This is a genomic window from Rhizobium fabae (genome assembly GCF_003985135.1).
GTDB lineage: Bacteria > Pseudomonadota > Alphaproteobacteria > Rhizobiales > Rhizobiaceae > Rhizobium > Rhizobium pisi.
In genome coordinates, this window is the sequence record NZ_ML133647.1 from 1 (window position 1) to 18,230 (window position 18,230).

Here is an 18,230-nt window from a genome sequence, read left to right on the forward strand (position 1 = left end):
CGAAATGAAGCTGACACGCATGAAGAACTTGCCGGTATCGAGATCGTCGAACTGCGAGCTGTCGATGATGTTGCAGCCCTTCTCGGCCAGATAGCTCGAAATCGCCGCCACGATGCCGCGCGTCGATGTGCAGGATACGGTCAGTACGAAGCTCTTCATGCTGTCTCTTCTTTCGCCGATTCTGATGTGGAAAACCCGGTCACGCCGGGAGCTTTCCGCCCCGGCATGTCGGTTGTTGTCGAAGCCATCGGCCCGGCTGCTCAGATATCGAGCGTGCTGTCGCGTTCCCATTGGGTGAAATGCGAGCAGTAGGCGTTCCATTCCCGATGCTTGAGCTTGAGATAGGCGGCGGAAAACTCAGCCCCGATCGCCTCTTTCAAGCCTTCGTCGGCATCATAGGCGCGCAGCGCGTCGAGCAGATTGAGCGGCAGGCGCGGTGCATCCTTCACCAGATGCCCCTCGGCATACATGTCGATATCGTAGTGCCGGCCGGGGTCCGCCTGGCTGTGGATGCCGTCGAGGCCGGCCGCAATGATGATCGCCTGCAGCAGGTAGGGGTTGACCGCACCATCCGGCAGGCGCAGCTCGAAACGGCCCGGTCCCGGCACACGCACCATGTGGGTGCGGTTGTTGCCCGTCCAGGTGACGGTGTTCGGCGACCAGGTCGCGCCCGATGTCGTGCGCGGCGCGTTGATGCGCTTGTAGGAGTTGACCGTCGGATTGGTGATCGCGGCAAGCGCGGAGGCATGCTTCATGATGCCGCCGAGGAAGGTCTTACCCTGAGCGGAGAGCCCGAAGGGCATTTCCTTGTCCGCGAAGGCGTTTACCTTGCCTTCGATGTCCCAGACCGAGATGTGGGCATGGCAACCGTTTCCGGTCAGGCCCTTGAAGGGCTTCGGCATGAAAGTGGCGCGAAGGCCGTGCTTTTCGGCGACCGACTTGACCATGAATTTGAAGAAGGAGTGCTTGTCCGCCGTCTTCAGAACGTCGTCATATTCCCAGTTCATCTCGAACTGGCCGTTCGCATCCTCATGGTCGTTCTGATAGGGCTTCCAGCCGAGCTCAAGCATGTAGTCGCAAATCTCGGCGATCACGTCGTACCGCCGCATCACCGCCTGCTGATCGTAGCAGGGCTTCTCGGCCGTATCGAACTGGTCCGAAATCACCGAACCGTCAGCAGAGATGAGAAAGAACTCGGGCTCGACGCCGGTTTTTACCCGCAGCCCTTCTTTCGCAGCTTCGGCGACCAGTCGTTTCAGCACCACGCGCGGCGCCTGTTCGACAGGCCGGTCGTCCATGACGCAGTCGGCCGCGACCCATGCGACGTCTTTCTTCCAGGGTAGCTGGATGACGGAGGAAGCATCGGGAACCGCAAACAGGTCCGGATGGGCGGGCGTCAGATCGAGCCAGGTCGCGAAGCCCGCAAAGCCTGCGCCATCTTTCTGCATGTCCGCGATGGCTTCTGCCGGGACCAGCTTGGCGCGTTGGCCGCCGAACAGGTCGGTATAGCTGATCATGAAATATTTGATGCCTTTGTCTCTGGCAAAAGCAGCAAGGTCCAGTGTCATTTTCGTTCCCCTTTGGATTTCTTGGAGACACTTTGGTTATGGATATGAAACGGCCGGGACTTTTGCCCGGCCGGTAGAAATCAGAAGCCTCCCTTGCCGGGAATCCAGTTGGTGCCGGCGAGCGGCACCTGCGCCATGGCCGATGCCTCGATCGTCAGTGCGACGAGGTCTTCCGGCTCAAGGTTGTGCAGGTGGTTCTTGCCGCAGGCACGCGCGATCGTCTGTGCCTCGAGCGTCATGACCTTGAGGTAGTTGGCGAGGCGGCGGCCGGCCGCAACCGGATCAAGACGTTTTGCAAGCTCCGGATCCTGGGTAGTGATGCCGGCCGGATCCTTGCCTTCATGCCAATCGTCATAAGCGCCGGCGGTGGTGCCGAGCTTCTGATATTCCTCTTCCCAGTGCGGATCGTTGTCGCCGATCGCGACGAGCGCCGCCGTGCCGATCGCGACCGCGTCGGCGCCGAGCGCAAGCGCCTTGGCAACGTCGGCGCCCGAGCGGATGCCGCCCGAAACGATGAGCTGCACCTTTCGATGCATGCCGAGATCCTGCAGCGCCTGGACGGCCGGACGAATGCAGGCGAGCGTCGGCATGCCGACATTTTCGATGAAGACGTCCTGCGTCGCCGCCGTGCCGCCCTGCATGCCGTCGAGAACGACGACGTCAGCACCTGCTTTCACCGCAAGAGCGGTGTCGTAATATGGACGCGCACCGCCGACCTTGACGTAGATCGGCTTTTCCCAGTCGGTGATCTCGCGCAGTTCCATGATCTTGATTTCCAGATCGTCGGGGCCGGTCCAATCAGGATGGCGGCAGGCTGAGCGTTGGTCGATGCCCTTTGGCAGGTTGCGCATATTGGCAACGCGGTCGGAGATCTTCTGGCCGAGCAGCATGCCGCCGCCGCCGGGCTTGGCGCCCTGGCCGACCACGACTTCGATTGCATCGGCACGGCGCAGGTCTTTCGGATTCATGCCGTAGCGGGAAGGCAGATATTGGTAGACCAGCGTTTGCGAATGGCCGCGTTCCTCATCCGTCATGCCGCCATCGCCTGTCGTGGTCGACGTGCCCGCGATCGTCGCACCCCGGCCGAGCGCTTCCTTGGCATTGCCGGAAAGCGCGCCGAAGCTCATGCCGGCGATGGTGATCGGCGTCTTCAGCGTGATCGGTTTCTTGGCAAAACGTGAGCCGAGCACCACTGTCGTGTCGCACTTCTCGCGGTAGCCTTCGAGCGGATAACGCGAGATCGAGGCGCCGAGAAACAGCAGATCGTCGAAATGCGGAACCTTGCGCTTGGTGCCGGCGCCGCGGATGTCATAGATACCGGTCGCGGCCGCGCGGCGGATTTCGGCGAGCGTATAGTCATCGAACGTCGCGGACTTGCGTGGCGGGGTGTAAGGGTTGTGATAGCTCATGGGTGTCCCTCGCCTCAATACGCGTCGGCGTTGTCGATGTTGAAATTGTAGAGCTTGCGAGCAGAGCCGTAACGCTTGAACTCTTCGGGCCTGACGCCCGTGACCCCAGCGCGCTCGAGCAGCTCGGCAAGCTTGTCCAGATGTTCCGGCCGCATCTCTTTCTCGATGCAGTCGGAGCCGAGGCTCTTCACCTCGCCGCGGACGAACAGCTTGGCCTCGTAGAGCGAATCCCCCAGCGCATCGCCAGCGTCACCCAGCACGACGAGATGGCCGGACTGGCCCATGAAGGCCGACATGTGGCCGATGCTGCCATGAACGACGATGTCGATGCCCTTCATCGAAATGCCGCAGCGCGACGCCGCATTGCCCTTGATGACGAGCAGGCCGCCTCGGCCGGTGGCGCCGGCATACTGGCTGGCGTCGCCCTCGATGACGACGGTACCGGACATCATGTTTTCGGCAACACCCGGACCGGCCGAACCATGAACCGTCACCCTGCCGCCGTCATTCATGCCGGCGCAGTAATAGCCGACCGATCCTCTGACGGCGACCGTAACGGGGCTGTTGATACCAACGGCAACGGCATGGCTGCCGCGCGGGTTGATGACTTCGAATTCAGTGTCGTTGGCGCCTTTGGAAAGGGCATGCAGCGCGCTGTTCAGTTCGCGAAGAGGGGTGTTGGAAAGATCGAATGTGGGCATTTAATCCTCGTTGGTCGGGAGACGGCTGAGCCGCCTCCTGCTTTTCCGGCATCGCTCAGGCGGCCTTGTCGTGATCCCAGAAGTAGACGGTCGCCGGCTCCGGCTCCCAGACGCGGGCATTCTCGATGCCGGGAAGGTTGACCAGCGCGCGGTATTCCGAACCGAAGGCGACATACTGGTCCGTCTCGGCCATGACGGCAGGCTTGCAAGCGATCGGGTCGCGCACCACCCCGAAGCCGGACTTGGTACCGACAACGAAGGTGAAGAAACCGTCGAGATCGTCGAGGGCGCCCGTCAGCGCCTGGCCGAGATCCTTGCCTTTGGCCATTTCGGCCGTGAGATAGGCGGCCGCGACTTCGGAATCGTTCTGCGTTTCGAAGGTCATGCCTTCGCGTATCAGCTCGCGGCGCAGGTTGTTGTGGTTGGACAGCGAGCCATTGTGCACGAGGCACTGGTCGGCGCCGGTCGAAAACGGGTGGGCGCCGAGCGTGGTGACGGCGGATTCGGTTGCCATGCGGGTATGGCCGATGCCGTGGGTGCCGCTCATCGAGCGGACGCCGAACCGTGCCACGACATCCTTTGGAAGGCCGATTTCCTTGTAGATTTCGACGCTTTCGCCCGATCCCATCAGGCGGACTGCCGGACGGATCTCTTCGAGCGCCTTGCGCACATTTTCAAGCTTGGAGGCTTCCAGCTCGATGACCGCGTGCGTGCTCTTGGCCCATACGTGGGCTCTGATGCCGGCCTTCTCGAGGTCAGCCGCGAGGCCTTCGAAATCCACGCCCGGATTGGCGGACTGGATAGTGATCTTTGCCTTGCCCTCGGCAGACCCCCCATAGATTGCGATGCCGGCCGAGTCCGGTCCGCGATCCGTCATGGTTATCAGCATATCCGAGAGCAGGTTTCCCAGCTGGGGCTCAAGGCTCTTGTCCTTGAGGAACAGTCCAACAATGCCGCACATAGCCGCGCTCCTTTCGTGTTGAGAAAGGACTAGCAGGTCTGTTTGTCGACATCAACTGGGAGGAATAAACTTTTCTTCTAAGGCAAGTCAGCCCTTGGAGCTCTGCTGGGGATAACTGATGATCGAGAGGTACTTGCTCGGCAGCTTCATCAGCTGCTCCGGCCCATGTGGCGCATCGGCGTCGAAGAACAGGCTGTCGCCGGGCTGCATCTGGAAAAGCTGGTCGCCGTGGCGGTAAATAACCTCGCCCTCGAGCATGTAGAGAAACTCCATTCCCTCGTGCTGGAAGGTGGGGAAGATGTCGGAATCGGCCGTCAGCGTGATGAGATAGGGCTCGACGATGACGCCGCTGGTATTGTTGTCGATATGACCGAGCAGATTATATTGATGGCCGGCGCGCGTGCCGCGCCGTTCGAGTTCGACCCCCTGCCCCGCCTTGACGAAGACGGCATTGCGCGCTTCCTCAAAGCGGCGGAAGAAGGCCGTCAGCGGCACGCCGAGCGCCCGCGACAGCGATTGCAGCGTCGTCAGCGACGGCGAAATATTGCCGTTCTCGATCTTCGACAGCATGCCGAGCGAAATGCCGGTCGCGGCCGCCAGATCGGTCACCGTGATGCCGAGCTTCTTCCGGTAGGCGCGCACCTCATGGCCGATCGCCATTTCGAGGTTGTTTTCCTTCGGCTCCCGGACGGCGTGCGGATCCTGGGAAAAGGGCGAGCGTCCGCCATGTGGCTGTTCGGCTTGCTCTGCCGCTTGAAGCTTTGATTTCATCGATTCCCCTGCCGCCTTGTCTTGCCCAGCGGCAATCCTATCGTGATAGTGAAATTTCCTCAACCGTGAAGAAAACCTAATCCCGCCGCGCGTCACGCGGAGCGATGCCGTAGATGCTGCGGAACATGCGGGAAAAGTGGCTGAGGCTGGAAAAACCGGTAGCGACCGAGATTTCCGAGACGGAAAGCGGGCTCTGCTTCAGCAGGCGATGGGCGTGCTGCAGCCTGATCCTGCGGTACTGATCGAGATAGGTGGTACCGAGATGCACCGAGAAGAGCCGGTCGAGATGCCGGGTGGTGACGCCCGCGATGCGCGCCATGGCGGCGCGCTCGAGCGGCATCTCGATCGTTTCCTCCATGCGTTCGAGAACGTTGAGCAGGCCGGGATGGTGGACGCCATAACGCTCGGCCAGCGAGGCGCGCTGCGGCGCTGCAGGCTCGTTGACCTCGGTATGAAGGTACCAATCGCTGACCCGGCGGGCGAAGTCCGGTCCCAGGCGCTCGGCGATCAGCACATGCATCATGTCGAGCGGGGCGATGCCGCCGCCGCAGGTGATCCGGTTGCCATCGATCATGAAGCGCGCCTGGCGCGGCGTGAGCTCTGGAAAGGCTTCGAGAAGGGTCGCCGCATGTTCCCAGTGGATGGTGAAGTCGCGGCCGCCAAGCAGTCCGGCGGCGGCCATCAGATAGGGACCGCCCGAGATGCCGCCGATCCTGACACCTTCGCGCGACAGCTGCCGCAAGCAGGCGAGCACGCCGGGATATCGCCAGTCGCGCGGTGAACCGCCGGCGCAGACGAACGCCGTTCCGAGCCCTGAGCCCCTGACGGGGAGAGGTTCGGCGGGGACGCTGACGCCCGAGGAGGAGAGCGCCGGCGCGCCATCCGGCGAGAAGATCTGCAGCCGATAGATCTCGCGGCCGGCCAGAAGATTTGCAGCCCGCAGCGGCTCCGTCGCCGAGGCATAGGACATCAGCGCAAATCCCGGGATAAGGATGAAGCCGATCGTCTGCACATTTTTGCTGTCAATCGATGACATGTCTCTTTCTTAGCTATTTTAGTCCCTGTTGTGCAAGTCCGCTCGCGTCATTCTGGCATCATGGCCCTGTTCATTCCGGGTGACCCATGCGCTATTCCGCTCTTTCGATTTTTTTGAACGGCCTTCGCGGCAATAAAGATTGGGCGCCTGCCTGGCGCGATCCGGCGCCGAAGCCACACTACGACGTCATCATTGTCGGCGGCGGCGGTCACGGTCTTGCCACGGCCTATTATCTTGCCAAGGAATTCGGCATCACCAATGTCGCCGTCCTCGAAAAGGGTTATCTCGGTTCCGGCAATATCGGCCGGAACACGACGATCATCCGCTCGAATTACCTGCTGCCTGGCAACAATCCCTTCTACGAGCTGTCGATGAAGCTCTGGGAGGGGCTGGAGCAGGATTTCAATTTCAACGCCATGGTCTCGCAGCGCGGCGTGCTCAACCTCTTCCATTCCGACGCGCAACGTGACGCCTATACGCGCCGCGGCAACGCCATGCGGCTGCACGGCGTTGATGCCGAGCTTCTCGATCGGCAGGCGGTGCGCCGGAAATTGCCCTTCCTCGATTTCGACAATGCCCGTTTCCCCGTGATGGGCGGCCTGCTCCACCCGCGCGGCGGCACGGTGCGCCACGATGCGGTCGCCTGGGGATATGCCCGCGGCGCAGACAGCCGCGGCGTCGATATCATCACCAATTGCGAAGTCACCGGCATCCGCACCGAAAACGGCGAGGTCACCGGGGTCGAGACCAGCAGGGGCTTCATCGGCTGCGGCAAACTGGCGCTTGCGGCGGCCGGCAACTCCACCGTCGTCGCCGATATGGCCGGCCTGCGGCTGCCGATCGAAAGCCATGTGCTGCAGGCCTTCGTCTCCGAAGGGCTGAAGCCGTTCATCGACACGGTCGTCACTTTCGGCGCCGGGCATTTCTACGTGTCCCAGTCGGACAAGGGCGGCCTCGTCTTTGGCGGCGATATCGATGGCTACAATTCCTATGCCCAGCGCGGCAATCTCGCCTCGGTCGAGCATGTGGCCGAAGCCGGGCTCGCGATGATCCCATCATTGTCGCGCGTTCGTTATCTGCGCTCCTGGGGCGGCGTCATGGACATGAGCATGGACGGCTCGCCGATCATCGACCGAACCCATATCGACAATCTCTATCTTAATACTGGCTGGTGCTACGGCGGCTTCAAGGCGACGCCTGCCTCCGGCTTCTGCTACGCCCATCTGATCGCCCGCAACACGCCGCATCAGACTGCCCGCGCCTTCCGGCTCGACCGCTTCGCGCGCGGCTATCCGATCGACGAAAAGGGCGTCGGCGCCCAGCCCAATCTGCACTGAGGACATTTATCGATGGCAAGCCTGATTTCATGTCCCCATTGCGGCGCCCGGCCCAAAGAAGAATTCTCGATCCGCGGTGATGCGAGTCTTACCCGGCCGGCGCCGGATGCCGGTGCGGATGCCTGGTTCGATTATGTCTATCTGCGCGACAATCCGCGCGGTCGGCATAGAGAATACTGGCACCACTCCTCGGGATGCCGTCGCTGGCTGATCGTCGAACGCGACACCGTCACCCATGCAATCCATGGCGTCAGGGATGCCGCCCTTTCCAAGCTCGGCGGAGAACCGGCATGACGAGCTTCCGTCTTTCCTCCGGCGGCCGCATCGACCGTGCCACGATGCTCGGCTTTACCTTTGACGGCAGGGCGCTCGAAGGCCATCCGGGCGACACACTCGCTTCGGCGCTGCTTGCCAACGGCGTCCAGCTCGTCGGCCGCAGCTTCAAATATCACCGTCCGCGCGGCATCCTGACGGCAGGCGCTGCCGAACCGAATGCGCTGGTGACGACGGGCAGTGGCGGGCGCACCGAACCGAACACACGCGCGACGATGATCGAGCTTTACCAGGGGCTGACGGCAAAAAGCCAGAACCGCTGGCCCTCGCTAGGCTTCGATGTCGGTGCGGTCAACGGGTTACTTTCGCCCTTCCTCAGCGCAGGCTTCTACTACAAGACTTTCATGTGGCCGGCCGGCCTCTGGGAAAAACTCTATGAGCCGATCATCCGCAAGGCGGCGGGCCTCGGCAGGGCCTCCTATGAGGCTGATCCCGATACCTATGAGAAGTGCTGGGCGCATTGCGATCTGCTTGTCATCGGCGCCGGCCCTGCCGGTCTGGCAGCAGCGCTGACCGCCGGCCGCGCCGGCGCCCGCGTCATCCTCGCCGATGAAGGCCCCGAACTCGGCGGTAGCCTGCTGTCCGAGACCGGCACTATCGACGGCAAACCAGCGAGCGCTCTTCTCAGCGAGCTGCTTGCCGGGCTGGAGGGGTTGGAGAATGTGCGTCGCCTGCCGCGTATGACGGTGTTCGGCTGGTACGACGACAATGTCTTAGGCGCGGTCGAACGCGTGCAGAAGCATGTGGCGATGCCCGATCCCGATCGCCCGGTCGAACGGCTGTGGCGCATCGTCGCCCGCCAGGCGATCCTTGCGACGGGCGCCGAAGAGCGGCCGCTCGTCTTCGGCGGCAACGATGTTCCCGGCGTGATGATGGCAGGCGCCATGCGCAGCTATCTCAACCGGCAAGCGGTCGCGCCCGGCGCTCGCACGGTGGTCTTCACCACCAACGATGCCGGTTACCGCACCGCCGCCGATCTCGAAGCCGCAGGCCTCGAAGTCGCTGCGATCGTCGACAGCCGCGCGGATGCGGCTGGGAGCTGGCAGGGCCGCGCCGAAGTGCTGAAGGGCGCCCGCATTATCGATGCGCTTGGCGGCAAGCGCCTGCGCGGCATCAGCGTGGAAATCGCAGGCGGCACCCGTCGGATCGAGGCGGATGCGCTTGCCATGTCGGGCGGCTGGAGCCCGATCATTCATCTTGCCTGCCATCGTGGCGCGAAGCCGCAATGGTCGGACGAGGCCTCGGCATTTCTGGCGCCCGTCCAGCAGGAAGGCCTTATCGTTGCCGGCTCGGCTGCTGGCCTTGCACAAGCCGACGCTTGCCTCGGCGATGGTGCCGCAAAGGCATCAGCCGCATTGAAGGCGATCGGCTTCGCAGCGGAACCAGCCTTTGCATCTGCCGTCGAGACGGCTCAGCGCGCAAAGCCGCTCTGGTCCGTCAAGGGCTCGAAGGGCAAGGCTTTCGTCGATTATCAGAACGATGTGCACCTCAAGGATCTGGGCCTTGCCGTACGCGAAGGCTACGGCCATGTCGAACTCGCCAAGCGTTACACCACATCCGGCATGGCGACTGACCAAGGCAAACTTTCCAACATCAACGCTATCGGCATTCTCGCAGAAGCGCGCGGCGTGTCGCCCGCCGAAGTGGGAACGACGACCTTCCGGCCCTTCTATACGCCGGTTTCCTTCGGCGCTTTGTCCGGGGCATCGCGCGGCAAACATTTCCAGCCGGCACGCAAATCGCCGCTGCATGGCTGGGCTCAGAAGAACGGCGCGGTCTTCGTCGAAACCGGCCTCTGGTACCGCTCCTCCTGGTTCCCGCGCGCCGGCGAGACGACATGGCGCGAAAGTGTCGACCGCGAGGTGCTGAACATCCGGAAGAATGCCGGCCTCTGCGATGTCTCGACGCTCGGCAAGATCGAAATCTTCGGCAGGGATGCCGCGACCTTCCTCGATCGCATCTATTGCAATGGGTTCGCCAAGCTTGCAGTCGGCAAGGCGCGTTACGGCATCATGCTGCGTGAGGACGGCTTCATCTATGATGACGGCACCACCAGCCGGTTCAGTGACGATCATTTCTTCATGACGACGACGACAGCACTCGCCGCCGGCGTGCTCACCCATCTCGAATTCTGCGCCCAGACGCTCTGGCCTGAACTCGATGTCTGCTTCGCCTCCTCGACCGATCAATGGGCCCAGATGGCCGTTGCGGGGCCGAAATCGCGCGCCATCCTCTCTGAGATCGTTGATGAAGATATATCGGATGCCGCCTTCCCCTTTATGAGCGCCCGCAAGGTCTCTCTCTTCGGCGGCAGGCTCGAAGGCCGGCTCTTCCGCATCTCCTTCTCCGGCGAACTCGCCTACGAGCTGGCTGTGCCGGCCGGCTACGGCGAAGGCGTTGCCGACGCCATCATGGCGGCGGGCGAAAAACATGGCATCTGCGCCTATGGCGCCGAAGCGCTCGGCGTCATGCGCATCGAGAAGGGCCATGTCACCCACGCCGAAATCAACGGCACGGTGACACCAGGCGATCTCGGTTTCGGCCGCATGGTTTCATCAATCAAGCCGGATTTCATCGGCAAGGCAATGCTCGCCCGTGAAGGCCTGCAGGATTCCGAACGCCCGCGTCTCGTCGGCGTCAAACCGCTCGATCCGGCAAGAGGCTTCCGCACCGGCTCGCATATTCTTGCCGACGGCGTTGCCGCGACGCTCGAAAACGACCAGGGCTACGTGACATCAAGCGCCTTTTCGCCGGGGCTCGGCCATACGATCGGCTTGGCGCTTGTCAGGCGCGGGCCGGAGCGTATCGGCGAAAAGGTGACGGTCTGGAACGGCCTGCGCAACGAATTCACCGATGCGGTGCTCTGCCATCCCGTCTTCATCGATCCTGAAAACGAGAAGCTCCATGCGTGATCTTCCGCAACACAAGCCGGTTCTGGCCGGGACTAGATATACCGGCATCTCGGAGGCAGGCATCCGGCTGGAAGCCCTGCCGGAGGGCCATCTCCTGCATGTGCTCGGCGCGATCGAGCCATCCGCGCTCGCTGCGGAATTGGCAAAGGCAGGCTTTGCGAAGAGCTCGATCCGCAAGGCGGGCTTCCGCCAATGGTTCGTCGCCGGCGACGAGCGGCTCGTCCCGGCCAGCCTCGACGCTCTCGCAGCGGCGCTGGCGGGAAAGGCCTACGTCATGGACCAGAGCCACGGGCGTGTGCGCATCGGCGTTTCCGGCCGATCCTCGCGGGTGCTTCTCTCGAAAGGCACCGCCGTCGATCTCGATCCGTCCGTCTTCCCGGAAGGCCATTCGGCCATGACGATGGTCGGTCATCTCTCCGTGCAGATCGTCCGCACAGGCGATGACAGCTTCGAGCTCACCGTTCTGCGCAGCTTCGCCGAAAGTCTCTGGGACGATCTCGCCCATATGGCGGCGAGCGCCGAAAAGGACGGCGCATAAAGGCGACCGTACTGGCAACATCGGGAACGACGGTAACGGGACGGAATGACCGCGCTCCCTCGTCAAAATAACCGATGACCTAGTATGTGACCCAGCCCCATCTCTCCTGTCCAAAAGCGGTCAGTTTTGCCTTCCCAAATCCAAGCTCATTTTCTGAGCAAGAGACATCAATTCGCTTTTCAGAATGGTGGCACGTTCGGAGGCCTGTGCAAGGCCACTTTTGATAAAGGTGCGTGCTCGATCTTGATCCGAGAGCTCGACTGCAATGCGAGCCAGATGAAGTGCAGCGCGAGGACTGATCCTTTCTGGAGATTCAGACTCTAGCAATCGTTTAAAGCAGTCCGGATAGTGGGTATAGCGTTGAAAAAACGCCCGCCCGGTTCTTTCCCACTCACTGACTATGAACCTGACATTTTCTTCTGCTTCTTGCGGCGACGAGCAATAAGACCAGCCATGGCCTGGCCCAGGAGGAGGTTGCATTCTATCCCTGAACACGCAATGCGCCTCAGAGATCAAGTTGGGTTCGCCAGAACTCCCACCTTCCCATGGCAAAAATGTCAAATGTGCTCCAAGATTTAGATAGCAGTGACTACCATCGCGCGAGCTTTGCACATTGAAGACGTGAACGACTGGCGCTTGAATTCGCCGCAGCGTCTGGCCGCTTCCTTTGAACCCCTCTGCACGTAGAACCGGATACAGATGCGTGGCCAGAAGCTTTAAAAATGCACTCTTATTCATTAAAAATGGTTCCCGAAGACACTTTTCCAGATATGAAAAATGCCGATTTCATTATGTCAACTACCTTATTGCGGAACTTGCTTTTGCTGCCGGGCCAACGAGGCAACGGTCTCTTCGCGACTGGAATGTTCGCGTCGGCATTGTAAGACTATCTAGGTCGGCTTGTGAACCATTTCCCACCACCTATCCGGGTCTCTTGATGTCTTCGAATCTGAGACTGAAGCGCGCCAGATATTTACTCAGGCGATCGGCGTCGTTGCTGCTCTTTTTCCCTAGTCGCGAGATCGCAAACAAGGCTCTGCCTGCCGCGCTTGCCGTGGCATGTTGACGGCAGGTATGAAGAACAGTGGCAAGCTGCGCTGCGTCAAAGCGATCGAGGCTAGCAGCAGTCTCTGCACCCAGCATTTCTTCGATGATCAGATCTACCCTGCCGTCGTCACTCGAGCTGCGCCAAAATGCATTCAGCCGTCGGACTTCATCATCAACGACGTCGGTCGTGATGCGCCCATGCGGCGCGAGGGTTGCCATGCGGGTAACCGAAGCCGACAGGTCGCGAAAGTTGGCGCTCCAGACGGCTTGCGGACCAGTTGCGAAAGTAAGATAGCGTTCGCGTGCTTCCTTGTTGAACGTAACATTTTCGCCTTCGCGTTCGAGATAGCGCCTGAACTCAAAGTCGAGATTGGGCTCTATGTCCTCCTTGCGCTCGCGCAGGGCCGGCAGCTGGAAAGTCCAGAGGTTCAGGCGGGCATAGAGATCCTCGCGGAACCTTCCTTTTCGGACATCCTCGCCAAGATCGCGATTGGTGCCTGCAAGCAGCTGAAAGTCCGCGGACGCCTCCCGATCAGCGCCCACGGGCAGGAACTTCTTTTCCTCGATCGCGCGCAGGCACATGGCCTGTTCGTCAAGGCCGAGTTCGCCAATCTCGTCGAGGAACAGCACGCCTTTGTCGGCGGACTTGAGCAAGCCGGCACGCTCGCCGGCAGCACCGGTAAAGGCTCCTTTCACATGGCCGAACAGGGTGGACATGGCCTGGTCGCCGCGCAGGGTCGCGCAGTTGACCTCGATGAACGGACCACTGACCTTGCGTTGGCTCTTCTTCAACTCGTAGATCCTGCGGGCGAGTTGCGATTTGCCGGCACCGGTCGGCCCGGTCAGGAGAACAGGCGCCGTTGAGCGGATCACCACCCTCTCGATCTCGCCGATCATTCTGTTGAAGGTGGCGCTGCGGGTCGAAATCCCCGACTTCAGGAAGGAAGCGGCGTCTTCACGCTCGGAGGCGAAGCGCTTGGCGATCTCGTCATAGCGGGAAAGGTCGAGGTCGATAATCCGATGCGTGCCGGCGAAATCCTGCTCCGGTTCCCGGTCGCGCGGCGGCGAGAGCTGCAACAATTGGCCGGGAATGATGCGGGCTTCGGTCAGCAAGAACCAGCAGATCTGTGCCACATGAGTGCCGGTCGTGATGTTGACGAGATAGTCTTCCGTGTCGGGGTCGAAGTTGTAGTTGCGGGCAAAGTCCCTGAGGCTCGTATAGACCTCCGAAAAATCCCAGGGATCTCGAAAGTTGATGACATTGCTCCGCACCTCCGTTGCCGGCGCCACGGTCTCGATGTCGGCAACGATGCGGTGACAGAGAGCTTGCGAGTGGTTGTCGTGGATCAGTTCCAGCCGGTCGATAAATAGGCCCGGTTGCTGGCAGAGCGCAACATTGGGCCGCCAGCGGCTCCAGCGATTTTCCCATTTCCCTGCATCCAGGGTGGTTCCCAATATGCTGATGGCGACGCGGCGCTTCATGTCTTATCCAAAATTATAAGGCACTATAATCTGCGATAATATAATCGGGATGCGGATTTTCGCAATTCATGATTGCCCGTGAAGGCGCGGAAAAATTTCATATTTAAAAACATATAGATAAGAGAAAAACACACACGGGGTGGGCACTTTTCTCCAAACTGGCACGCGTCTTGAAATGTATCTGGCACGAACCAACCAAGAGGTGCTGTCATGGTCAACAAGGCAATCTTCAAAACCTACCTCGGGAAACTGCTTCCGGGAACGGACACAAAAAATCATGAAGCCGCCCCGGCCTATCAGCTGACGCCGCGCGAGGCGCTCGCGCAATATGCCGTCACAGGCACGTTCAACGGCACCTTCTATGCGGATGGGGCCGAGCAGCTCGAAGCGGTAAAGACGCTTGCCCTTCAGGTCGAGCCGGAATTTCTCGCGAAGGTGGCTGTTTACGCCGCTGAAAAGGGTCACATGAAGGATATGCCGGTGACGTTGCTCGCCATGCTCTCCAGCCTTCAGAGTGATGCCTTCGCCCGTGCATTCCCGCGGGTGATTAAGAGTGGCAAGATGCTGCGCGGCTTCGTGCAGGTCATGCGCTCTGGCGCCACGGGTCGCAAGTCGCTCGGTACACGTCCGAAGAAGGCGGTGCAGGCGTGGCTCGAACGGGCCAGCACCGCGCAGATCCTGCGGGCGATGGTCGGAAACGATCCTTCGCTCGCCGACGTCATCCGCATGGTGCATCCGAAGCCGGCTACGGAGGAGCGCAAGGCGCTTTATGCCTGGGCGATCGGCAAGCCGCACGACTACGCGGCACTGCCTGAGCTCATCAAGGCATTGGAAGCGTTCCGACGCGACCAGACGGCACCGGTGCCGGACGTCCCGTTCCAGATGCTGACCTCGCTGCCGCTGACGCGGGAGCATTGGGTCGAGATCGCCCGCAAGGGCGGCTGGCAGATGGTGCGGCAGAACCTTAACACCTTTGCACGCAATGGCGTGTTCGAGGTCGAGGGTTTTGCCGAGGCGCTGGCGGCGCGGCTTGCCGATCCGGAGGAAATCCGCAAGGCAAAGGTCTTCCCCTATCAGCTGATGATGGCGTGGAAGATGGTCGATGGCCAGGTTCCGGATGTCGTTCGGGATGCGCTTCAGGACGCGATGGATATCGCCATCGCCAACGTGCCGTCCCTGATGGGCAATGTTGTGCTCTGCCCCGACGTGTCGGGTTCCATGGGTTCGCCCGTGACCGGTTACCGGAAGGGCGCAACGTCCTCGGTTCGTTGCATCGACGTTGCCGGTCTGATGACCGCGGCGTTCCTGCGGCGCAATCCGAAGGCGCGGGTGCTGCCGTTCGAGAATGACGTGGTGCACGTCAGCCTCAACAAGCGGGATTCGGTGATGACCAATGCCGGTAAGCTGGCGAAAATCGGCGGCGGTGGAACCAACTGCTCCGCGCCGCTGAAGAGGCTGGCAAACGAGAAGGCCAAAGTCGATCTCGTGGTGTTCATCTCGGACAATGAGTCCTGGGTGGATGTGCGCGGGAGCGGCCAGCCGACGGCGGTGATGACGGAATGGGCAAGGATCAAGCGGGTCAACCCGGCTGCGAAGCTGGTCTGCCTCGACATCCAGCCCCATGCCACGACACAGGCGCCGACGCGTGAAGACGTGCTCAACATCGGTGGCTTCTCGGATGCCGTCTATGGAGTGATCACGGCTTTCGCGGCCAATAGCAAAGGAGCGGATGGCTGGGTGAACGCCATCGAGGCGATCGAGCTCTGACGGGCTCACAGGAGGCAATCCCCTCGCGCCGTCGTGAACGGCGCGAGGGCCGTGACGAATGCCGGATGAAACTACAGGCTGTTACCCTCCAGGTCGCGGGTTCGAATCCCGTCGGGTCTTCCAGTTTATGGACCCGTAGCTCAGCGGATAGAGCAGGATGTTTCACCACACCTCGTCGTCACGGACGAATGGAATGACATGGCGAATGCATGGGGAACTACATCTGTGTCGCGAGTTCGATTCTCGCCAGGGCCTGGTCCTGTAGCTCAGTTGGTAGAGCAAGCTGTTTCCCGGACACTTGTCGCCATGGCTGAAATGAACGGCGAATGCAAAAGGAACTACATTGCCGCGGCAGGTTCGAACCCTGCGAGGGATTAAACGTCCCCTTGGTAGCGGGAAGTTTCTTAAACACTTGTCGCCATAGCCAAATGCAGCGGCGAATGCCGGATGGAACTACAGCCGCCAACGTTGGATGGTCTGGCAGGTTCGACTCCTCCTGGGCATACGCTCTCTGGCACGAGCGGGGCCATCCGGTTTCGTCCACCCTCGTCGCCGCTGCATGGCATGCACTATCCCTGTTCCACAGGGGCGGAATAACTCGGCGAATGCCGGCACGACTACAGGTAGAGCGGCCCATCGGATTTCCGGCGGGCAGGTCGGGTGTTCAAATCATCCCGCGCTTCCGAAAGGAGCGCGTAGCTCAGTAAACTGTCCTGCCAAATCTCGTCGCCGGGACGATGGTAAGGCCCTGGGCGAATGCCGCCGGTGACTACAGGGGCCGCATAGCGCCATGACCATGGAATGCGTGCGGTGAGATAGATCTCCGGCAATGCTCGTCGCTCAGGTGGTGTGAAGAAAAGCAACTGAACAAGAAGGACTGCAGACGCAGAAAAGACAATGATAGCGGTAATGAGCGGACAGGATTTGATCGATGCCGGCATGAGCCAGGGGAAGTGGTTTCGCCCGGCTCTCGACGCGGCCAATGCGGTTTTGAGCAAGGGTGGCTCGGTGGCGGATGCCCTGGAGGCGGCAAGGCGCTTCCAGCCGGGTCCGACGCTTGCCTTGAGGGCCGATAACGATATCGAGATCTATTCCAACATCCGTGCCGAGAACGCCTTCGAGCAGGACAATGTCGAGAAGGTCAACGCGACGATGCGGGCGCTGGTGCGTACGCCGGTTGTTCGCTCCGCGGCGATCATGCCTGACGCTTGCCCGGCGGGTCCTGTGGGAACGATCCCGGTCGGCGGCGTAGTGGCGTCCGAAGCGATTCATCCCGGTATGCATTCGGCCGATATCTGCTGCTCGATGGCGATCTCGATCTTTCCTGGCGTGGATCCGAAGTCGCTTCTGGATGCCGTGCATGCCGTAACGCATTTCGGTCCCGGCGGTCGTCCGCGCGGCGCGCAGTTGAAGCCTTCCGTGGCGACGCTTTCGGCCTTCGAGCAGAACCCTTATCTGCGCGACGGTGCGTTGAGCGCTGGCATCGAGCACTTCGCGACCCAGGGCGACGGCAATCATTTCGCCTATGTCGGGACGATGAAGTCGACCGGCGAAACCGCGCTTGTGACCCATCATGGATCGCGGGCACCGGGGGCGCGGCTCTACGACAAGGGTATGAAGGTCGCCAACCAGTTTCGGGAACGCATCTCGCCTGAGACGCATAGGGAAAATGCCTGGATTCCGGCGGATACCGAGGAAGGTGACGTCTACTGGTCGGCGCTGCAGACGATCCGGCAGTGGACCAGGGAAAACCACTATGTCCTTCACGACATGGCGGCGGAAAAACTCTCGGCCAAGGTCGCGGACCGCTTCTGGAACGAGCATAATTTCGTCTTCCGGAAGTCTGACGGGCTGTTCTACCACGGAAAGGGTGCCACCCCTGCCTTCGACAACTGGGCGCATGACGCGACCGATCTGACCATCATTCCGCTCAATATGGCGGAACCGATCCTGATCGTTCGTGGCTCGAACGCTGCCCATGGCCTCGGCTTCTCGCCGCATGGCGCTGGCCGCAACTTTTCGCGCAGCGCGCATATGAGGCAGCTGTCTGCGGACTATGGAGCGGATTCGCGAGGTCTGAGCCCGAACAACATCGCAGCTATTCTGGAGAAGGAAATAAGCGGTCTCGACGCGCGGTTCTTCTCTGGTTTCGCCGATGTGTCGGAACTGCCGAGTGCCTACAAGAGCGCTGCGAACGTGCGGGCGCAGATCGAGCACTACGGTCTCGCCGAAGTGGTCGACGAGGTGATCCCCTACGGGAGCATCATGGCAGGCGACTGGCAGAAGAGCGCGCCCTGGCGCAAGAAGCGCCAGTAAACACCGGGGAAGGCAACTAGGCTTGCCTTCCCTCGAATGCACCATGCGGGGC

At 61.2% G+C, this 18,230-nt stretch carries 15 protein-coding genes and 1 tRNA gene; 7 read left to right on the forward strand and 9 right to left on the reverse strand.

The window, feature by feature from the left end:
* From EFB14_RS05955 to EFB14_RS05985, 7 genes are all read right to left on the reverse strand, one after another.
* Nucleotides 1–159, reverse strand: a 159-nt coding sequence (locus EFB14_RS05955; protein ID WP_281015389.1) for an ACT domain-containing protein, incomplete at its 3' end; no start/stop codon positions are given.
* Between the two features lie 101 nt (nucleotides 160–260).
* Nucleotides 261–1,568 carry a type III glutamate--ammonia ligase gene (glnT, locus tag EFB14_RS05960; protein ID WP_126823566.1) on the reverse strand — a complete coding sequence of 436 codons (1,308 nt, stop codon included), beginning with the start codon at nucleotides 1,566–1,568 and terminating at the stop codon, nucleotides 261–263.
* A gap of 80 nt (nucleotides 1,569–1,648) precedes the next feature.
* Complete coding sequence (locus tag EFB14_RS05965; RefSeq protein ID WP_088683612.1) at nucleotides 1,649–2,977, reverse strand: FMN-binding glutamate synthase family protein; 1,329 nt, start codon at nucleotides 2,975–2,977, stop codon at nucleotides 1,649–1,651.
* Nucleotides 2,978–2,991: 14 nt separating this feature from the next.
* Nucleotides 2,992–3,678: a GltB/FmdC/FwdC-like GXGXG domain-containing protein gene (locus EFB14_RS05970; RefSeq protein ID WP_126823568.1), complete on the reverse strand. Its 687-nt coding sequence runs from the start codon at nucleotides 3,676–3,678 to the stop codon at nucleotides 2,992–2,994.
* A gap of 55 nt (nucleotides 3,679–3,733) precedes the next feature.
* Nucleotides 3,734–4,639 (reverse strand): class II glutamine amidotransferase, encoded by a 906-nt coding sequence (locus EFB14_RS05975; protein ID WP_126823570.1) that lies wholly within the window; start codon nucleotides 4,637–4,639, stop codon nucleotides 3,734–3,736.
* An 87-nt stretch (nucleotides 4,640–4,726) separates the two neighbouring features.
* Nucleotides 4,727–5,410 (reverse strand): helix-turn-helix domain-containing protein, encoded by a 684-nt coding sequence (locus EFB14_RS05980; protein ID WP_126823572.1) that lies wholly within the window; start codon nucleotides 5,408–5,410, stop codon nucleotides 4,727–4,729.
* A gap of 76 nt (nucleotides 5,411–5,486) precedes the next feature.
* Nucleotides 5,487–6,446 carry a GlxA family transcriptional regulator gene (locus EFB14_RS05985; protein ID WP_126823574.1) on the reverse strand — a complete coding sequence of 320 codons (960 nt, stop codon included), beginning with the start codon at nucleotides 6,444–6,446 and terminating at the stop codon, nucleotides 5,487–5,489.
* 86 nt (nucleotides 6,447–6,532) lie between these two features.
* Between EFB14_RS05985 and EFB14_RS05990 the strand changes: the two genes are divergently transcribed.
* The 4 genes from EFB14_RS05990 to EFB14_RS06005 are packed head-to-tail and all read left to right on the forward strand — an operon-like array spanning nucleotide 6,533 to nucleotide 11,566.
* Nucleotides 6,533–7,783 (forward strand): sarcosine oxidase subunit beta family protein, encoded by a 1,251-nt coding sequence (locus EFB14_RS05990; RefSeq protein ID WP_126823576.1) that lies wholly within the window; start codon nucleotides 6,533–6,535, stop codon nucleotides 7,781–7,783.
* 12 nt (nucleotides 7,784–7,795) lie between these two features.
* Nucleotides 7,796–8,077 (forward strand): sarcosine oxidase subunit delta, encoded by a 282-nt coding sequence (locus EFB14_RS05995; RefSeq protein WP_126823578.1) that lies wholly within the window; start codon nucleotides 7,796–7,798, stop codon nucleotides 8,075–8,077.
* A complete protein-coding gene (locus tag EFB14_RS06000; protein WP_126823580.1) occupies nucleotides 8,074–11,028 on the forward strand; it encodes a sarcosine oxidase subunit alpha family protein in 2,955 nt (984 codons plus the stop codon). Before EFB14_RS05995 ends, EFB14_RS06000 begins: the two co-directional genes overlap by 4 nt.
* Nucleotides 11,021–11,566, forward strand: coding sequence for a sarcosine oxidase subunit gamma family protein (locus tag EFB14_RS06005; protein WP_126823582.1), 546 nt, complete (start codon nucleotides 11,021–11,023; stop codon nucleotides 11,564–11,566). The genes EFB14_RS06000 and EFB14_RS06005 overlap by 8 nt, the downstream gene beginning before the upstream one ends.
* A 120-nt stretch (nucleotides 11,567–11,686) precedes the next feature.
* Here the strand turns inward: EFB14_RS06005 and EFB14_RS06010 are convergent, their stop codons facing one another.
* The gene (locus EFB14_RS06010; RefSeq protein ID WP_126823584.1) at nucleotides 11,687–12,304 is read right to left on the reverse strand and encodes a DUF4304 domain-containing protein; all 618 of its coding nucleotides are present in this window, start codon (nucleotides 12,302–12,304) and stop codon (nucleotides 11,687–11,689) included.
* A 183-nt stretch (nucleotides 12,305–12,487) separates the two neighbouring features.
* On the reverse strand, nucleotides 12,488–14,095 hold the full coding sequence (gene rtcR / locus EFB14_RS06015) for an RNA repair transcriptional activator RtcR (protein ID WP_126823586.1): 1,608 nt from the start codon (nucleotides 14,093–14,095) through the stop codon (nucleotides 12,488–12,490).
* A 210-nt stretch (nucleotides 14,096–14,305) separates the two neighbouring features.
* On the opposite strand from rtcR, the gene EFB14_RS06020 reads away from it, so the two are divergent.
* The 3 genes from EFB14_RS06020 to EFB14_RS06025 all read left to right on the forward strand — a co-directional run bounded on the left by EFB14_RS06020 (nucleotide 14,306) and on the right by EFB14_RS06025 (nucleotide 18,178).
* Nucleotides 14,306–15,862: an RNA-binding protein gene (locus tag EFB14_RS06020; RefSeq protein WP_126823588.1), complete on the forward strand. Its 1,557-nt coding sequence runs from the start codon at nucleotides 14,306–14,308 to the stop codon at nucleotides 15,860–15,862.
* 129 nt (nucleotides 15,863–15,991) lie between these two features.
* Nucleotides 15,992–16,117 (forward strand) — tRNA-OTHER (locus tag EFB14_RS32805).
* Nucleotides 16,118–16,771: 654 nt separating this feature from the next.
* Nucleotides 16,772–18,178 (forward strand): RtcB family protein, encoded by a 1,407-nt coding sequence (locus EFB14_RS06025; RefSeq protein ID WP_126823591.1) that lies wholly within the window; start codon nucleotides 16,772–16,774, stop codon nucleotides 18,176–18,178.
* Nucleotides 18,179–18,230: the final 52 nt, after the last annotated feature.

Excerpts from the sequence above, each read along its gene's own strand:
- EFB14_RS05995 (WP_126823578.1), top strand. The coding sequence starts at position 7,796 with ATGGCAAGCCTGATTTCATGTCCCCATTGCGGCGCCCGGCCCAAAGAA.
- EFB14_RS05965 (WP_088683612.1), bottom strand. The coding sequence starts at position 2,977 with ATGAGCTATCACAACCCTTACACCCCGCCACGCAAGTCCGCGACGTTC.
- rtcR (WP_126823586.1), bottom strand. The coding sequence starts at position 14,095 with ATGAAGCGCCGCGTCGCCATCAGCATATTGGGAACCACCCTGGATGCA.
- EFB14_RS06025 (WP_126823591.1), top strand. The coding sequence starts at position 16,772 with ATGAGCGGACAGGATTTGATCGATGCCGGCATGAGCCAGGGGAAGTGG.
- EFB14_RS06010 (WP_126823584.1), bottom strand. The coding sequence starts at position 12,304 with ATGAATAAGAGTGCATTTTTAAAGCTTCTGGCCACGCATCTGTATCCG.
- EFB14_RS05975 (WP_126823570.1), bottom strand. The coding sequence starts at position 4,639 with ATGTGCGGCATTGTTGGACTGTTCCTCAAGGACAAGAGCCTTGAGCCC.
- EFB14_RS06005 (WP_126823582.1), top strand. The coding sequence starts at position 11,021 with ATGCGTGATCTTCCGCAACACAAGCCGGTTCTGGCCGGGACTAGATAT.
- EFB14_RS05990 (WP_126823576.1), top strand. The coding sequence starts at position 6,533 with ATGCGCTATTCCGCTCTTTCGATTTTTTTGAACGGCCTTCGCGGCAAT.
- EFB14_RS05970 (WP_126823568.1), bottom strand. The coding sequence starts at position 3,678 with ATGCCCACATTCGATCTTTCCAACACCCCTCTTCGCGAACTGAACAGC.
- EFB14_RS05985 (WP_126823574.1), bottom strand. The coding sequence starts at position 6,446 with ATGTCATCGATTGACAGCAAAAATGTGCAGACGATCGGCTTCATCCTT.
- glnT (WP_126823566.1), bottom strand. The coding sequence starts at position 1,568 with ATGACACTGGACCTTGCTGCTTTTGCCAGAGACAAAGGCATCAAATAT.
- EFB14_RS05980 (WP_126823572.1), bottom strand. The coding sequence starts at position 5,410 with ATGAAATCAAAGCTTCAAGCGGCAGAGCAAGCCGAACAGCCACATGGC.
- EFB14_RS06000 (WP_126823580.1), top strand. The coding sequence starts at position 8,074 with ATGACGAGCTTCCGTCTTTCCTCCGGCGGCCGCATCGACCGTGCCACG.
- EFB14_RS06020 (WP_126823588.1), top strand. The coding sequence starts at position 14,306 with ATGGTCAACAAGGCAATCTTCAAAACCTACCTCGGGAAACTGCTTCCG.